This window comes from Paenibacillus vulneris (genome assembly GCF_039543185.1).
Classification (GTDB): domain Bacteria; phylum Bacillota; class Bacilli; order Paenibacillales; family NBRC-103111; genus Paenibacillus_S; species Paenibacillus_S vulneris.
Map to the genome: position 1 here is coordinate 1 of NZ_BAABJG010000014.1, position 15015 is coordinate 15015.

General features: G+C 47.1%; 17 protein-coding genes. 1 reads left to right on the forward strand and 16 read right to left on the reverse strand.

What is annotated here, in order from left to right; genetic code table 11:
- Window positions 1-88 precede the first annotated feature (88 nt).
- From ABEA66_RS12210 to ABEA66_RS12220, 3 genes are all read right to left on the reverse strand, one after another.
- Window positions 89-469: a hypothetical protein gene (locus ABEA66_RS12210; RefSeq protein ID WP_345587748.1), complete on the reverse strand. Its 381-nt coding sequence runs from the start codon at window positions 467-469 to the stop codon at window positions 89-91.
- A 15-nt stretch (window positions 470-484) separates the two neighbouring features.
- Window positions 485-793 (reverse strand): hypothetical protein, encoded by a 309-nt coding sequence (locus tag ABEA66_RS12215; protein WP_345587749.1) that lies wholly within the window; start codon window positions 791-793, stop codon window positions 485-487.
- A 142-nt stretch (window positions 794-935) separates the two neighbouring features.
- Window positions 936-1229 carry a hypothetical protein gene (locus ABEA66_RS12220; RefSeq protein ID WP_345587750.1) on the reverse strand — a complete coding sequence of 98 codons (294 nt, stop codon included), beginning with the start codon at window positions 1227-1229 and terminating at the stop codon, window positions 936-938.
- 157 nt (window positions 1230-1386) lie between these two features.
- On the opposite strand from ABEA66_RS12220, the gene ABEA66_RS12225 reads away from it, so the two are divergent.
- Window positions 1387-1641: a helix-turn-helix domain-containing protein gene (locus ABEA66_RS12225; RefSeq protein ID WP_345587751.1), complete on the forward strand. Its 255-nt coding sequence runs from the start codon at window positions 1387-1389 to the stop codon at window positions 1639-1641.
- 479 nt (window positions 1642-2120) lie between these two features.
- Here the strand turns inward: ABEA66_RS12225 and ABEA66_RS12230 are convergent, their stop codons facing one another.
- The 13 genes from ABEA66_RS12230 to folD all read right to left on the reverse strand — a co-directional run bounded on the left by ABEA66_RS12230 (window position 2121) and on the right by folD (window position 15010).
- Window positions 2121-2258 (reverse strand): hypothetical protein, encoded by a 138-nt coding sequence (locus ABEA66_RS12230; RefSeq protein WP_345587752.1) that lies wholly within the window; start codon window positions 2256-2258, stop codon window positions 2121-2123.
- Window positions 2259-2347: 89 nt separating this feature from the next.
- Complete coding sequence (locus ABEA66_RS12235; protein ID WP_345587753.1) at window positions 2348-2902, reverse strand: phage integrase SAM-like domain-containing protein; 555 nt, start codon at window positions 2900-2902, stop codon at window positions 2348-2350.
- A 543-nt stretch (window positions 2903-3445) separates the two neighbouring features.
- On the reverse strand, window positions 3446-4246 hold the full coding sequence (spo0A, locus tag ABEA66_RS12240; RefSeq protein ID WP_079910782.1) for a sporulation transcription factor Spo0A: 801 nt from the start codon (window positions 4244-4246) through the stop codon (window positions 3446-3448).
- 208 nt (window positions 4247-4454) lie between these two features.
- Complete coding sequence (spoIVB, locus tag ABEA66_RS12245) at window positions 4455-5783, reverse strand: SpoIVB peptidase (RefSeq protein WP_345587754.1); 1329 nt, start codon at window positions 5781-5783, stop codon at window positions 4455-4457.
- 115 nt (window positions 5784-5898) lie between these two features.
- Window positions 5899-7593: a DNA repair protein RecN gene (recN, locus tag ABEA66_RS12250; protein ID WP_345587755.1), complete on the reverse strand. Its 1695-nt coding sequence runs from the start codon at window positions 7591-7593 to the stop codon at window positions 5899-5901.
- Window positions 7594-7609: 16 nt separating this feature from the next.
- On the reverse strand, window positions 7610-8059 hold the full coding sequence (ahrC, locus tag ABEA66_RS12255) for a transcriptional regulator AhrC/ArgR (protein ID WP_079910785.1): 450 nt from the start codon (window positions 8057-8059) through the stop codon (window positions 7610-7612).
- Window positions 8060-8144: 85 nt separating this feature from the next.
- Window positions 8145-8624, reverse strand: coding sequence for a hypothetical protein (locus tag ABEA66_RS12260; protein ID WP_345587756.1), 480 nt, complete (start codon window positions 8622-8624; stop codon window positions 8145-8147).
- A 73-nt stretch (window positions 8625-8697) separates the two neighbouring features.
- Window positions 8698-9531: a TlyA family RNA methyltransferase gene (locus tag ABEA66_RS12265; RefSeq protein ID WP_345587757.1), complete on the reverse strand. Its 834-nt coding sequence runs from the start codon at window positions 9529-9531 to the stop codon at window positions 8698-8700.
- Between the two features lie 31 nt (window positions 9532-9562).
- The gene (gene dxs, locus ABEA66_RS12270; protein WP_345587758.1) at window positions 9563-11449 is read right to left on the reverse strand and encodes a 1-deoxy-D-xylulose-5-phosphate synthase; all 1887 of its coding nucleotides are present in this window, start codon (window positions 11447-11449) and stop codon (window positions 9563-9565) included.
- A 177-nt stretch (window positions 11450-11626) separates the two neighbouring features.
- Window positions 11627-12532: a polyprenyl synthetase family protein gene (locus tag ABEA66_RS12275; RefSeq protein WP_079910789.1), complete on the reverse strand. Its 906-nt coding sequence runs from the start codon at window positions 12530-12532 to the stop codon at window positions 11627-11629.
- Window positions 12529-12786 carry an exodeoxyribonuclease VII small subunit gene (xseB, locus tag ABEA66_RS12280; RefSeq protein WP_345587759.1) on the reverse strand — a complete coding sequence of 86 codons (258 nt, stop codon included), beginning with the start codon at window positions 12784-12786 and terminating at the stop codon, window positions 12529-12531. Before xseB ends, ABEA66_RS12275 begins: the two co-directional genes overlap by 4 nt.
- Entirely contained in the window at window positions 12761-14137 is a 1377-nt protein-coding gene (xseA, locus tag ABEA66_RS12285; protein WP_345587760.1) for an exodeoxyribonuclease VII large subunit, read from the reverse strand. The genes xseB and xseA overlap by 26 nt, the downstream gene beginning before the upstream one ends.
- Window positions 14138-14140: 3 nt before the next feature.
- Window positions 14141-15010 carry a bifunctional methylenetetrahydrofolate dehydrogenase/methenyltetrahydrofolate cyclohydrolase FolD gene (gene folD / locus ABEA66_RS12290; RefSeq protein ID WP_345587761.1) on the reverse strand — a complete coding sequence of 290 codons (870 nt, stop codon included), beginning with the start codon at window positions 15008-15010 and terminating at the stop codon, window positions 14141-14143.
- Window positions 15011-15015 lie beyond the last annotated feature (5 nt).

Genomic DNA, 15015 nt, shown 5'->3' on the forward strand with positions numbered 1-15015 from the left:
ATCCAATTAACCGCACGGATATCGACAAGGACGCTACCGAGGTCGAACGCGCCTGTAGCAGCGTTGAAAATCCGGATGTTGAACGTTTTCAAAACGCGACCTCCTTCTCAATATCGCTGATAGTTAGCGTGGCGTTTAATGACCGGCGTACATTTGCGGAGTTTTTATTGGCCTTTGCGTATTGCTTGTCCATTTCGCCAATATTATGCTCCAATAAATCGTAGATCGGGCGCAGCTTCAAAAGTTCGTCCTTAACAGCCCTCCGCTTACGCAGCGCCTCCTGTAGCATGACAGCAACGCTGTAGCCGGCCGCTTCGTCAATGTCGTACCGCTCCAGATCGTGGTAGATATCGGAGATTTGACGGTCCAACTGAGACATGCACTTATTTAGCCGCTCATAAGCGATTTTCACATTTTCGTAAACGCTATGTACCTGTTCGAAGTAGAAAGCTGCAGATAATATACTCATAGGTTCGCAGCCTCCTTAATCGCGCACAATCGATAGTTCCTCGCTCTCATGGATTACGTGATAGTTCAAGAGTTCGTACGCTGACATTGCGCGCAGCTTTTCATCGAGTTCGATTAATGCAATTTCGCCGCGGTCCGTCGTTCCTAGCGACATACTCGCAAAAATCTCAACGTAGACGTCCTGCTTCCGTGTTGGCGCGACCATTACGTAGTTAACGGTTCCTCCGTAGATAAAGAGTGCGTGTGCTCCATCTTCCGTCAGATAGGCCGGAATTACTTCGGATTGGTCGTCGCCAGTGTCAATGACGAGCTTTATACGTTTCATTTGGCGTCGCCTCCTTAATTTGCGATCTCACGAAATAGACACGCAAGGAAGAATGCGATGAGCTTGACGATTGAACGGGCGGATAGGCCGCGGCGCTTACAGTCAGTGGATGAGGGCGTGTAGACTTGCGCTCCGATCGCGATCATACTGCGACAGCTCCTTTCGTTTCGTCGATATCGATGCCCAAGCGTTCGATTAACTCGTAACTTGCGTCTGCGGCTCCGATTGTGGCCGCGGAGGATACGTCCGGAAATAAAGTGCGGAATACTTCGGGAGATACGTTTACGATCGACGTTTCTCGGCCAATTAAGCGGATGTTGTACCAACCGACCAATGTGCGCGTGAATGTGATGCGCTGCGTTGTGAGATGCGTGTGGCTTATGGATGGAGTGACGAGTTCGGACACACGACAGATAACGATGTATTTGCGATTCATTTTGAAACCTCCCTCAAATTTTTGAAACCTTCTAATTTTTAACACGTATTATTTATCGTCTATCGTTATGCTTTTGATTATATACACTCTATAGTTATGCGTCAAGCAATAATTTTCACTTGACTAACTTTAATGTATAATTGGAGGTGAAGAGGTGATGTCCTTGGCAATCAGAATAAGACTCGGAGATGCAATTGAAGCTGCCAATAAGGCAACAGACGGGAAGGTGTCTAAATACGCTATAGCACGCGAGGCAAAAGTGCGTCCTAATCTAATTTACGATCTATGTGACGGCAAAACGAAAAGAGTCGACCTGGACACTTTAAGTACAATTATTAAAACGCTAAATATGCTATCTGGCCACAAACATACTATAGCCGACATACTTGAATACGAAGATGATACAAACTAACCGCCTCCTTCACGGAAAGCGGTCTTTTTGTTTTAGATGAATTTTTTGTTGCACTCGTTTGTTGTTGGCCATATAACGTGATCCATTATGAAGTCGAATGTTACACCCAATATCGTAAGATACCTTTCCGAAGGCCACGCCGGATTGTACGGTAGCCGCGATTCGAGCCGCCTAATAACTCCGACTGATACTCCGCACTTCTCCGCGTACTCATCCTGCGTCATGTTCCCGAGGGCGCGGCGCCGTAGTCTACACAGATCCCACCGCGTAGTTATCAATAGTCGGTTGGTCTCTTCTGGCGTATTTCTAACTAGTTGATAATATGCTCGACCTTTCATTGTAACAACCCCCTGTCGTTTATCCCCTATTGATAAACCCTATGCGTTTATCTTTAGGCATATGACAGATTATCAGCGCCACCCCTTTCGTTTAATATCCGTAAGGATAGTTCCTCCGCCACTGAATCGTTAAACACCGCTTTATGCGGTCATTTGACGGAGTTCGGAATATTCCGCCTGAGCTGCCGCGGTGGAATAGTTTGCGGAATACACGTCAGAATAATCAATCGGAGTTGTTCGGCAGCCTTGCCGGATCATTCCGATATTGCTGCCTACCATACTTCCGCCCCATTGCGGAAATAAAAAAAAAAAACGGCAGCCAATCGGAGTAACATCCAAATAAGCTACCGCTCTTATATAACTGATACTTATGACTCGTCCGCTCTAGTGATTTCGGACTCTTTGCATTTACAAGTTATCTGCAAATTTGCGGGACTTAAATCTCGATCACGACATTCCTGTTCTATCAGCTTAACCGCCTCCCATGTAGACACTGCGACGACATATTTTATATCTTCATTAAGCGTTACTTCAAATAAGTAGTTATCACCCTTTGTGTTTCTTTCCGCTACGATGGCTTCAACGTCAATATTATTTGCAACGTTTCTGGGCAACTCACTTTGCTCAACTAAAAAGTTAAATATCGACTTCACTGTATCAAAACGGGTCTGGATAGTACGGTAGGATAGACTACCGCCATCCGTTTTCCTCCCTTGCTCGTGCGCCATGTAGTAAACATAGTCCTTTAATACACTTTTCGTTATTGTTTTTATAGTGACATTCTTTGAATTTCTCAGCCAATCCGTAAAAAACCTCCAATGTGATCTATATCCTATCAGTGTACTTTCAGTTTTTGTTAACAAATTAGCCTGGTAATAAAGTTCAAATGCATGATCAAAATCGAGTCTCTTCCTTTTTTGCATATAAGTCCTCTCCCTAGTAAAAATAAAAACCGTCGATTCGCGTTTTCTACGCGTCGACGGTTCGTCAACTTTCGTTTAAAGTTGTTGGATTCTTAAAATACTTGCATAAGCGATAGTATTTAGGAATTTTCTGTCCATTCATGCTGTCTATGCCTCCCTTCTACAGTAACGATTGTACCATAAAAAGAAGTTTATCGGCCAATTTGCGAAAAGTTCACGCGATGAAAACGAAGTCTGACGAGAACTAACGATTATCTATTTATAGTATACCCCTCGTTCGCAAAATAAAAACGCCGAACCCCGTAAGATTCGACGTCAAATATTTACTCTTAATATCCCTCCGTGTTAAACTTTATTAGCGCTAGTATTAACCGATAAACCCACGCATGGGACGGAGGTGAATTTGTTCAGCTTTATCGCTATTATACGGTAAAAGTTTATCGGAATCTCTTCGCACAGTGTTCGTAAAAAGGTACGTAGATATCCGATAAATTAACAGAACCAGACTCACTCATCGTCTTCAAACGAAGAACCGGCATCCTTTCACGAAACTTTATGCTCAATTCTCAGCTTATCCGCCACCATTGCTATAAACTCACTGTTCGTAGGCTTTGCTTTCGAAATATTGATCGTATATCCGAACAAGTGGCTGATACTGTCGATGTTGCCGCGGGTCCACGCGACTTCGATTGCATGACGGATCGCCCGTTCGACGCGGCTAGGCGTCGTTTTGTATTTTTCGGCAATGGCCGGGTACAGCGTCTTGGTGATGGCTCCAAGAATTTCAATATTGTTGTAGACCATGGTAATAGCCTCACGAAGATATTGATAACCCTTGATATGAGCAGGCACCCCAATTTCATGGATGATGGTGGTGATGTTAGCGTCAAGATTTTTGGTTTTTGGCAGCTGCACGACATTTGCCTTAACGGGCGTTGGATTCGTTACCGAGCTGGATTGATTATTGGAGACCAGCTGGCGGATCCGATTCGTCAGGATTTCCATGTCAAAAGGCTTCAATATGTAATAGGAAGCTCCGAGCTGCACCGCTTTTTGCGTAATATTTTCTTGTCCGAAAGCTGTCAGCATAATGATTTTGGGTTGAGGATGCAGATCCATTTCCCGCAGCTTTTCCAATACGCCAAGTCCGTCCAAATGCGGCATAATGATATCCAATATCAATACGTCCGGCAAACGATTACTTTGCTCAATTAAACGAAGAACATCGTTACCATTGTACGCAACTCCGGTTACTTGCATATCGTCTTGTTCATCGATAAATTCGGAAAGTAAATTTGTGAATTCGCGATTATCATCAGCTAACAATACTTCAATCATTTGCAACGTAACATCCTCCTTCAAATGGCAACAAATAAGATTAGCAATATTTACCTAAGTATACTTTCGACAAGAGCAATAAAATTCCTTCTGTCGAAAATTATTTTTCTAGATTTTTTTTAAGTTTTCATTTATAATAAAAAATTTACACCAAATAAGTACATTATTCGACAAAACTGTAAAGAAGTCAACAAAAAAGAAAAACTAAAGGCTTTTATCCTGCCTTTAGCTCTTCTTTGGTATTTCTTAGCATGATCCCGGCGTCCTGGAGCATCCATTCGATGTAGCAGCCATAGCCGCTTGTAGGATCATTGACGAATACATGGGTTACCGCTCCGATGACTTTGCCGTTTTGTATGATGGGACTTCCGCTCATCCCTTGAACAATGCCTCCTGTTTTTTCCAACAGGCGCGGATCGGTAATTTTGATGACCATCCCTTTGGTAGCCGGGTAATCCTGCTTGGCGACATGAACAACCTCGATATCGAACTTCTCCACCTTTTGACCGTTAACGACCGTATAGATCTGGGCGGAGCCTTCCTTAACCTCTTCAGCGAAAGCTATAGGCAGTGCTTCCTTGGTGAGCCCATGATCAGGCAGCTCCCCCATTTTGCCGAATATGCCGAACGGGGTATTCTTCTCAATGTTGCCCAAGACCTTGCTTTCTTTTGAAAATTGAGCCCGCTTCTCTCCCGGTTCGCCGTTCTGGCTTTTGGAGATGGAGGTAACATTGGAGTGCACAATTTCCCCGGAGCCTACAGCAATAGGGGTCTGGGTATCCATATCGGTAATGACATGCCCCAGAGCTCCATATACCCCTTGATCCGGCGCATAGAAGGTCAACGTCCCTACGCCTGCCGCTGAGTCCCTAATGTACAGCCCCAATCGATAAGCCTTATCTACAATATCATAGGAAGGATAAATTTGAATATCAATCAGTTCATTGTTACGTTTGACAGTTAAAGTTAAAGGCTTCTTACTGCTGCCTGCTTCGGCTGTCAATTCGGCAACCTTGGATATTTCCTTCAGAGGCTTTCCGTTAATTTTGACGATAAGATCCCCAAGCTGTATCTTGGCATCCTCACCCGGTGAAATCTTTTTGTCCTCGGCAACAGCCACGAGATGATGACCAACGACAAGGACGCCTGCTGATTTTAGCTTCACTCCGATGGTTTGGCCGCCGGGTATCACTTTTAAATCAGGTACTACACTAACCTTGACGGTTTTTAAAGGAATTTTACCGAAGAGCTTCAGCTTCATTTCCGCTTGGCCCGCCTTGTAAGATTCCAAAGAAATAGGGTGATGAAGATCCACTTGGAATGAGTGCTTGGCCGAACCGTTAACCTTCAAAATTTCCGGATCGTTCACTGTCACTTGCGCGCTGACCGGCATAGCTAACTGAAGATGAGCCTGCTGGCCTGTGAAGAGCCTTAGCTCCTCGGGGAATGAGGCAAAGCTTTGGAAAGGCGTGGATAAACTCCCTAGACAAACGAAGAAGACGAGCATTAATCCAATCATTCTTTTTCTGTGTTTGGAACTCACGGTGTCACGCTCCCTTGCTTCCTTCGCTGCGGCCCTGTATATTGCCGCTTGTGTACAATTAAGTTAACCTCACGCCCATCCTTTTATAAGTGAAAATGATGCCACGCTTGATCCTTTACATCCTTGATTTCTTTTCGTTAGCCAAATCCAACATTTCTTGAGCATGCTCCAGCGTCTTGCCCGTTACTTCGACACCACCCAGCATACGGGCCAATTCATGAATGCGGCCGTCTTGCTTCAGATCATCTACATGAGTAAACGTGCGTTCGTTGTCCGAGTTTTTATGAATCCGGTAATGGGCATCCGCCATGCAAGCCACTTGAGGCAGATGGGTGATGGAGAATACTTGGCAGCCGCGCGACAGCTTGGACATTTTCTCGGCGATTGCTTGTGCGGCACGCCCGCTGACCCCGGTATCGACTTCGTCAAACACCAACACAGGAATACGGTCCATTCGAGCGAAAATCGATTTCAAGGCAAGCATAACCCGGGATATTTCCCCGCCGGATGCAATTTTGCTCAAGCTTCGCAGCGGCTCTCCCGGGTTCGCTGAGATCAGAAACTCAACCTCATCGGCTCCATCGATAGTCAATGCCTCATCCCGGTAAAGAATTTGAACTTTAAATTGGGTTCTTTCCATATGTAGATCCCGCAGTTCAGCTACAATTTCTTGCGCCAGCCGCTCAGCGATGAGCTGCCTTTTCTCGGACAGCTGTTTTGCCAGCTCCTGAGCCTTGGATAAGGCCGCAATTTCTTCTTTTTGCAGTTCCTGCAGTTTTTCGTCCTTATTCTCGATCAAATCGAGCTCCGCGGTGACCTTCTCTAAGTACTTCAATATTTCGTCTACATTTTCTCCGTACTTTCTTCTTAAGGTCGCAATCGTATCGAGTCTTTGTTCAATGTATTCCAGGCGGGCCGGATTGAACTCGATATCATCCCTATAATCACGGATTTGGTATGCCGCATCCTCCAGCTGGTAATAGGCGCTTTGAGCCTGCTCGACCAGCGGCTTCAGCTTATCCGGATCCAGTCCGGCTATATCCTCCAGCTTTTGAATGGCTTTATTAATGGCATCCAGGCCTTTATTCCCTGAATATAAAAGATCATAGGCATCAGCGGCGTGCTGGTATAATTTTTCCGCATTTGCTAGTTTGCGTTTTTCTTCGAATAATAATTCATCTTCGCCGCGTTTTAATTGAGCCGATGTGATTTCTTCAACCTGAAAGCGATATAAATCAAGCATTTGCAGCGATTGCTTGCTGGTTTCCTCTAACTCTTTAAGGCTTTTGCGTATATGAGAATACTTCTCAAAAGCTTGCTGGTACTGCTGCTTGATTGGCCCAATTTCATTGTCACCAAACATATCGAGCCAGCGGATATGTTCTTCCACATGAAACAAGGATTGATGCTCGTGCTGACCATGAATGTTAACAAGCCATTCTCCTACTTCCTTCAAACCGGATAAATTGACAAGCTGACCGTTAATCCGGCTTGTGCTTTTTCCCTGGGAAGTAATTTCCCGCCGTATGATCAAATGATTCTCCGAATCCGCTTCGATTCCAAGCTCAGACAAGGTACCCCACACCGGATGCCCGCTTTCTATCTGAAACAATGCCTCGATAGTAGCCTTGTCGCTGCCATAGCGAACCAGATCAGCAGAGCTTCTTCCTCCGGCGATTAAGGTTAAAGCATCGATAATGATCGATTTTCCGGCGCCAGTCTCCCCTGTAAGCACGTGAAACCCTTTTCGAAAATGCAAATGGACGGCTTCAATAACCGCTAAATTCCGTATCGACATCTCAAGAAGCATCGTTCTCTCTCTCCCGTTAACTCAGCATGGATAAAATCTGATTGACAACCATTCCGCTCTGCTCTTTGGTTCGGCATATAATTAGAATGGTGTCGTCCCCGCAAATCGTTCCCATGATTTCGTTCCATTCCAGACTGTCTATTAGGGCACCGATGGCATTGGCTGTTCCAGGCAAGCTTTTCATTACGACCAAATTTTCTGTGTAATCGATATGCACGAAATGATCGTTGAGCGCTCTCTTGAGTCTGTGCATGGGATTGTAGCGTTGATCGGCAGGAACCGAATATTTATAACGGCCGTCATCGAGCGGCACTTTGATGAGATGCAGCTCCTTGATATCTCGCGATATCGTAGCTTGAGTCACGGGGAAACCTGCTGTCTTAAGCTGTTCCACCAGCTCGTCCTGCGTCTCGATTTCATTGTTCGTGATGATTTCCCGAATTTTGATATGCCTTTGGCCTTTCATTATTTACCTCCTAAGAGTTTTTACGAAGTAAAAACTCACTCCGTAAGCGTTGCGATTTCCTGCAGGACATTATTCCATTATACAGTTATCCCGTCTCTTCTTCATCCGAATCCATATTCATGTGAAAAACAATCCGTTTTACTCTATTCTGTTGCAGCTCGAGGTAAAGAACTCCTGATGTTTGCGGATACAGAAGCTGATAGACAAGCAAGTGATCCCGAACCGAGCTCCCCGTCATTTCGATCGGCTTACGATCCTTAGCTACTTTAACCGCGTAATAAAGACCGTCTTGCTCGGCAAAATAATCAATAAACAATCGGCTCTGCAGCTGTTCATCGTCGTTGACCGTGATCTGCATGGGAATACGCTGTTTACCGCTAACCACCGTGTAGCCTGCGCTTTCAAGCAGCCGCGTTGCTTCGTCCTCAGGCACTTCCTGAGCCTCCGGAACAGGATACAGCCCTTGCTCCACTGTTTCCTTCATGCGCCCCCGAACATACATAAAAAGCCAGGTTCCCAATACCACTACAATGAGAAAGATGACTAAACCGTCCCCGTTCTGCATGGCATCCCTTCACCTCAAGCCTTAGTATTCGAGAAAACAGGAGCAATATCCTCCAAAAACGGAAAAAAACTCATCAGTTTGATGAGTTTTGAAGCTTTTGCGCATCGCTGACCACTTGCTGAATTTGTTCCTCAATAGCTTCGGGATAAACCACAGCTTCATCGGTGTTACAGCGGAAATAGGCCAAAAATTCAACATTGCCTTCCCCGCCCTTAATCGGCGAAAACGTCAATCCTTTCAGCACAAAACCTGTATCCGCCGCGAAGCTTAATACGGTCTGCAGAACTTCCGTATGAACCGCAGGCTCACGAACAACCCCGGTCTTAGGAACCTTCTCCCGACCTGCTTCAAATTGCGGTTTAATCAAAGCAACCACTTCACCATTCTCCAGAAGCAGTGTTTTGAGTGTGGGCAAAATCAGCTTCAAGGATATAAACGATACATCGATGGAAGCAAACGAAGGGCTCGGACCCTGTAAATCCGCAGGCTGCATAAACCGGAAATTGGTTCGCTCCATGACGTTTACACGGGAATCGCTGCGTAAAGACCAATCCAGCTGATTGTACCCTACATCAATAGCATATACGTAGGATGCGCCGTTATGCAGTGCACAGTCGGTAAACCCGCCTGTAGAAGCCCCGATATCCAGCATCGTTACTCCGTTCAGGTCGATCTGGAATTGCTTTAACGCTTTTTCCAGCTTCAACCCGCCGCGGCTTACGTAGGGGTGGATGGCGCCTTTCACAACAATTTTGGAGGAGCGGGCAATTTTCGTACCCGCTTTATCCAACGGCTCATCATCGACCAATACAAGGCCGGCCATGATTGACGCCTTAGCTTTTTCCCTCGTTTCAAAAAAACCCTGCTCAACGAGCAATACATCCAAACGTTCTTTATCTGCTGCCATCTATTGCTGCTCCTACTTTCTCGTGCATGCCTTATGCACGCTGGCGTTTGCGAGGCATCAGCGCTTGCACATCGGATACGAGACGCTCAACGGTAAGACCGACCTCTCTGCGCTGCTCCCCAACAGAGCCGTGCTCTACAAAATAATCCGGTACTCCGATAATTTTAATCTGCAATCCATAAATGCTTTGGCTGGAATAAAACTCAAGCACGCCACTGCCGAAGCCGCCCATCTGAGCGCCTTCCTCCAATGTGATGATCGGAAGATGCTCTTTGGCAAGCTGGAGCAGCATCGCCTCATCCATTGGCTTAATGAACCTTGCGTTCACTACGCGGAGCTGGATTCCTTCTTTGTTCAGCTGTTCTGCCGCTTCCATGGCGATAGGAATCATCGGACCGACAGCCAGCACCACGGCGCTGTCCCCTGGTCTCAAGACTTCCCAGCTGCCGATTGGAATCGTATGAAGCGGTTCATCCATAGGCACGCCAAGTCCGGCAATACGCGGATAGCGGACTGCGATAGGACCGTCATTGTATTCGACTGAAGTTTTGAGCATATGCCGCAGCTCATTCTCGTCCTTAGGCATCATCAAAACCATATTAGGAATGCTGCGTAAATAAGCGATATCGTACACGCCCTGGTGCGTCTCTCCGTCAGGTCCGACGAAGCCGGCGCGGTCAATAGCGAAAATAACGTTCAGGTCGGCACGGCAAATATCATGCACTACCTGATCGTATGCACGTTGCAGGAAGGTAGAGTACACCGCAAATACAGGCTTGATTCCTTCGCTAGCGAGGCCCGCGCATAAAGTGGCGGCATGCTGTTCCGCAATACCCACATCGATCATACGACCGGGAAACTGCTTCGCAAAGCCGTTCAAACCGGAACCGCCCGGCATGGCTGGAGTCACGGCAACGATCCGATCGTCCTGCTTGGCAAGCTCGATCAAAGTATTGCCGAAAACCTCCGTATACATCGGCGGTCCGACGACTTTCAGCATTTGGCCGGATTCGATCTTGTACGGACTGGCTCCATGCCATGCATAGGAGTCCTTTTCCGCAGGCGTATAGCCCTTGCCTTTAAGAGTCAGGACATGAACCATCACCGGCCCTTCCACCTTTTCAGCCTGCTTCAAGGTTTCCAGTAATACCGGAAGGTTGTTCCCGTCAACAGGTCCGAAATAAGTAAAGCCCAGCTCTTCAAACAATACGCCGCTAACAACCATATATTTCAGCGAATCCTTAAGCTTCTCCAGCGTTTTGGCCAGAGTTCCTCCGATTGCCGGTATTTTTTTGATCAAATACTCGACTTCTTCCTTCACCTTCACATAGTTGCGGTCCGACCGGATTTTACCCAAATAGTTATGAAGAGCCCCTACGTTAGGAGCGATGGACATTTCATTATCGTTCAAAATGACCATCAAATTCTTTTTCTCATGACCGATATGGTTCATGGCTTCAAAGGCCATTCCGCCTGTCAGCGCTCCGTCGCCGATAATGGCGATGACCTTATTCTTCTCGCCTTTAAAATCCCGCGCCATGGCCATCCCCATAGCTGCCGATAAGGAAGTACTGCTGTGTCCGGCTTCCCAGACATCGTGTTCGCTCTCGGAGCGTTTTACAAATCCGCACATTCCTTTGTATTTACGCAAAGTATCAAACTTGTCCATACGTCCGGTAAACATTTTATGAACATAGGATTGATGTCCCACATCAAAAATAAATTTGTCATAGGGACTATTAAACAAGTAATGCAGCGCAATTGTAAGCTCAACGACTCCAAGGTTAGACGAGAGGTGTCCACCAGTGACTGAAAGCTTTTCAACAAGAAACTGTCTGGTTTCTGCAGCCAGTTGCTCCAGTTGCTCCATAGACAGCTTCTTCAAGTCTTCAGGCTGATTGATTTGTTCGAGCAGCACGCTTGTTCCCTCGCTTCCTTGATTGAATTTAAAATCTATATGCCGAACCGGGAAAAGTGAACCTGTCAACTGGTACGAAAATCTTGAAAATGGTTGAACCCATTATAACACACGGTCAATTTCCCCTCAAATGAAACCTCCATGAAAGGACACTGATTCCAGCGCATCACTGTACTTCTAATGATCTCTTTGGATCAAATAATCGGCAAGCTGAAGCAATCTGTCCACATAAGGGAAGTCCGCATCGATCAACGCCTGCTTGCCTTGTTCGGTTAACTGAACCACCTTTTCTTTGGATGCTTCAATACCGACGAAGTACGGATAGGTCACCTTTTGCTGTTTTTCATCGCTTTTGACAGGCTTGCCCAGTTTCTCTTCGTCACCGATCACATCAAGGATATCATCTTGAATTTGGAACGCGAGCCCGATATGCTGTCCGAACTTTTCAAGAGCCTGAAGCTGCTTTGGAGTCGCACCACCCAGGTGCCCTCCTGCCTTCAAGGAGAAGACGATAAGATCGCTGGTTTTGTGCAGATGGATATATTCCAGCTGCTCCAAGCCGGTAATACCCTGCTCGCCCAGCATGTCCGCCGCTTGTCCGCCAACCATCCCCGGCGCTCCCGCCAGCCTGGACAAATCTTCAACGATCTCAACGATCGTCTCGGCAGGTACGCCATAAGCGCGGTAAGCTTGCACAATCGAATAAAAGGCATGGGTCAGCAGCCCGTCTCCGGCCAGAATAGCCATAGCCTCCCCGTACACTTTATGATTGGTCAGCTTGCCCCTGCGGTAATCATCGTTATCCATGGCAGGAAGATCGTCATGAATAAGCGAATACGTGTGAATCATCTCAACGGCAAGAGCTACCGGAATCGCTTCCTCGATGCTTCCCTTTAACGCTTCCACCGCTGTCAGCACCAGAATCGGACGCAGCCGCTTTCCCCCTGCCATGAGGGAATACATCATGGATTCGCGCAGGCTGTCAGGAATATTCCATATTTCCGGCAATGATTCGGCCAATTCCGCTTCAATCAATGCTGTCTTTTGCTCTAAATAGTGTTGTATGGAAGAGTCCGTGCTCATTTAAGTTCACCTTTCTCGTCAGCTGAAGGGTTGAACGGCTTTTTGACCAGTCCGCCTTCCTGATCCATCAAAATTTCTATTTTACTTTCGACCTGCTCGAGCTTTTGTCCGCATAGCTGGGATAGCTTCATCCCTTCCTGAAACAGCTCGATCGCCTGCTCCAGCGGAACGTCTCCGCTTTCCAGCCTGGCTACGATCTCTTCAAGCTTGTCCATAGCTTCTTCAAAGCTAGGTGTCGTTTCCGGTTTTGTCATTTTGCTTCTCCTCCATTGACCACACATGACAATCCACTTGCCCGTCGACCAGCCGCAGCTTAAGTACATCCCCAAGTTGCACTTGTTGTATGGATTTTATTAATTGCTTCTCGCTCTCATCATAGACTAGACTATATCCGCGCTGCATGACCTTCAGAGGACTTAGCGCATCCAAATGCCGCATTACGGATACGAGCTGCTGCTGCTTTTGCTTCTTAGCCTGCTGCATAGCTTGGAGCAGCTGCTTGCCTGCGCCGTCAAGGCGCTTTCTGGCATATACCGTTTGCTCCTTGGGGTTAAAGGCGGATAGACGCTTATCCAGTCTCATGTGCCGTTCCTGCAGCTTGGCGATTTTCCCACGCAATTGAAAGCCCAGCTGCTCTTTAGTACGATCCAATCGTTCCATCGGTTGCAGCAACAGCTGCCGTCTCGGATTGATAAGCACCGGCGAACGCCGAATCCGCTGCAGCCTCTCGCGGCTGCGTTTCAATTGATTGGACAAGCCGCCATATAACTGCTGATTCAAAAAGCTCAGCTGCTGCTTAAGCTCCATATGGTGAGGGACGGCCAATTCCGCAGCAGCTGTAGGCGTTGCTGCCCGAAGATCCGCTACGAAATCCGCAATCGTAAAATCGGTTTCATGGCCAACGGCAGAAATGATCGGAATAGCCGATGCGAATATCGCCCGCGCCACCCTCTCTTCATTGAAGGCCCACAGCTCTTCCAGCGATCCTCCGCCTCGTCCGACTATCAGGACATCTACCTCATTCATTTCGTTCATTGCTTCAATCGCTTTGACGATGGAAGGTGCCGCTTGGGTTCCCTGCACGAGAACGGGATACAATAACACGGGCACGTTCGGATAACGCCGCTGCAGCGTGATGATGATATCTCTTACCGCCGCGCCCGTAGGCGAAGTGATGACTCCGATCGCCTTGGGATAGCGGGGGATGGCTTTCTTTTTGGAGACGGCAAACAGCCCTTCGTTCTCCAGCTTTTTTTTCAGCTGCTCAAAAGCCAAATATAAGCTTCCGATGCCGTCAGGCTGCATTTGCGTCACATAAAATTGATATTGCCCGTCCCTTTCATACACCGAAATATTGCCGCAAGCAAGCACCTTGGTGCCTTCTCGCGGAATAAATCCGAGCCGCTGATTGTACGAGGCGAACATAATGCTTTTTAACCGGCTGTCCGAGTCCTTTAACGTAAAGTACATATGACCGCTGGAGTGATGGGTAAAATTCGAGATTTCCCCTCGCACCCATACATCCTGGATGACATGATCGCTCTCCAGCTTCATTTTTATGTAACGATTAAGCTCTTTAATAGAGAATATCGATTTTTGGCTCATCGCTTATCCGTTCACTTTGGATTGTGCAGCAGCACGCTTTGCCGCTTCCAATGTATTTCGAAGCAAAACCGTAATCGTCATCGGACCGACACAGCCAGGAACCGGTGTAATATAGCTTGCGGTATCAAGCACATCGTCAAAATCGACATCGCCTGCCAATTTGCCCGTATCCAACCGGTTAATACCGACATCGACTACGACAGCACCCGGTTTGACATGCTCTTTTTTGATCATTTTCGGTTTCCCTACGGCAGCTACCAAAATATCCGCTTGACGGGTAATCTCCGCCATATTAGGGGTTTTGGAATGCACAACCGTTACGGTTGCATTTTCTCTGAGCAGCAGGATGGCCATAGGCTTGCCGACAATATTGCTTCGGCCGATAACGACCGCATGCTTGCCTGCAATCTCAACGCCTACCCGTTTTAAAATATCGATAACCCCCGCCGGCGTACAAGGCGCAGGGCCTTCCTTGCCAATCATCAGATTCCCAACATTCACCGGATGGAAGCAGTCCGCATCCTTCTCAACAGCGATTGCTTCAACAATTTTCTCCTCGGAAATATGCTTAGGCAAAGGCGATTGGACCAAAATGCCATGAATTTGGTCGTTTCCGTTCAGCTGCTCGATCAAAGCCAGCACTTCCGCTTCCGAAGTATGCTCCGGCAGGCTGTGGACTTCGGAGTAAATCCCCGCTTCTTCACAGGCTTTGGCTTTATTCCTCACATAAACATGAGAAGCCGGATCATCGCCGACAATAACAACAGCAAGACCCGGATGGCATCCGTCTTTCTTCAGCTGCTCTACTTCTTCCTTGATTTGTGCACGATAAGCACTTACAATTTCTTTTCCGTTAATGACTTGCGCCGGCATGAAAG

Bases quoted from the DNA above. Each gene is read 5' to 3' on its own strand.
- recN (WP_345587755.1), bottom strand. From the start codon at position 7,593: ATGCTTCTTGAGATGTCGATACGGAATTTAGCGGTTATTGAAGCCGTC.
- ABEA66_RS12215 (WP_345587749.1), bottom strand. From the start codon at position 793: ATGAAACGTATAAAGCTCGTCATTGACACTGGCGACGACCAATCCGAA.
- ABEA66_RS12265 (WP_345587757.1), bottom strand. From the start codon at position 9,531: ATGGCAGCAGATAAAGAACGTTTGGATGTATTGCTCGTTGAGCAGGGT.
- ABEA66_RS12230 (WP_345587752.1), bottom strand. From the start codon at position 2,258: ATGGTAGGCAGCAATATCGGAATGATCCGGCAAGGCTGCCGAACAACT.
- folD (WP_345587761.1), bottom strand. From the start codon at position 15,010: ATGCCGGCGCAAGTCATTAACGGAAAAGAAATTGTAAGTGCTTATCGT.
- ABEA66_RS12260 (WP_345587756.1), bottom strand. From the start codon at position 8,624: ATGCAGAACGGGGACGGTTTAGTCATCTTTCTCATTGTAGTGGTATTG.
- ABEA66_RS12235 (WP_345587753.1), bottom strand. From the start codon at position 2,902: ATGCAAAAAAGGAAGAGACTCGATTTTGATCATGCATTTGAACTTTAT.
- ABEA66_RS12220 (WP_345587750.1), bottom strand. From the start codon at position 1,229: ATGAATCGCAAATACATCGTTATCTGTCGTGTGTCCGAACTCGTCACT.
- ABEA66_RS12225 (WP_345587751.1), top strand. From the start codon at position 1,387: ATGTCCTTGGCAATCAGAATAAGACTCGGAGATGCAATTGAAGCTGCC.
- xseB (WP_345587759.1), bottom strand. From the start codon at position 12,786: ATGACAAAACCGGAAACGACACCTAGCTTTGAAGAAGCTATGGACAAG.
- ABEA66_RS12275 (WP_079910789.1), bottom strand. From the start codon at position 12,532: ATGAGCACGGACTCTTCCATACAACACTATTTAGAGCAAAAGACAGCA.
- xseA (WP_345587760.1), bottom strand. From the start codon at position 14,137: ATGAGCCAAAAATCGATATTCTCTATTAAAGAGCTTAATCGTTACATA.
- ABEA66_RS12210 (WP_345587748.1), bottom strand. From the start codon at position 469: ATGAGTATATTATCTGCAGCTTTCTACTTCGAACAGGTACATAGCGTT.
- ahrC (WP_079910785.1), bottom strand. From the start codon at position 8,059: ATGAAAGGCCAAAGGCATATCAAAATTCGGGAAATCATCACGAACAAT.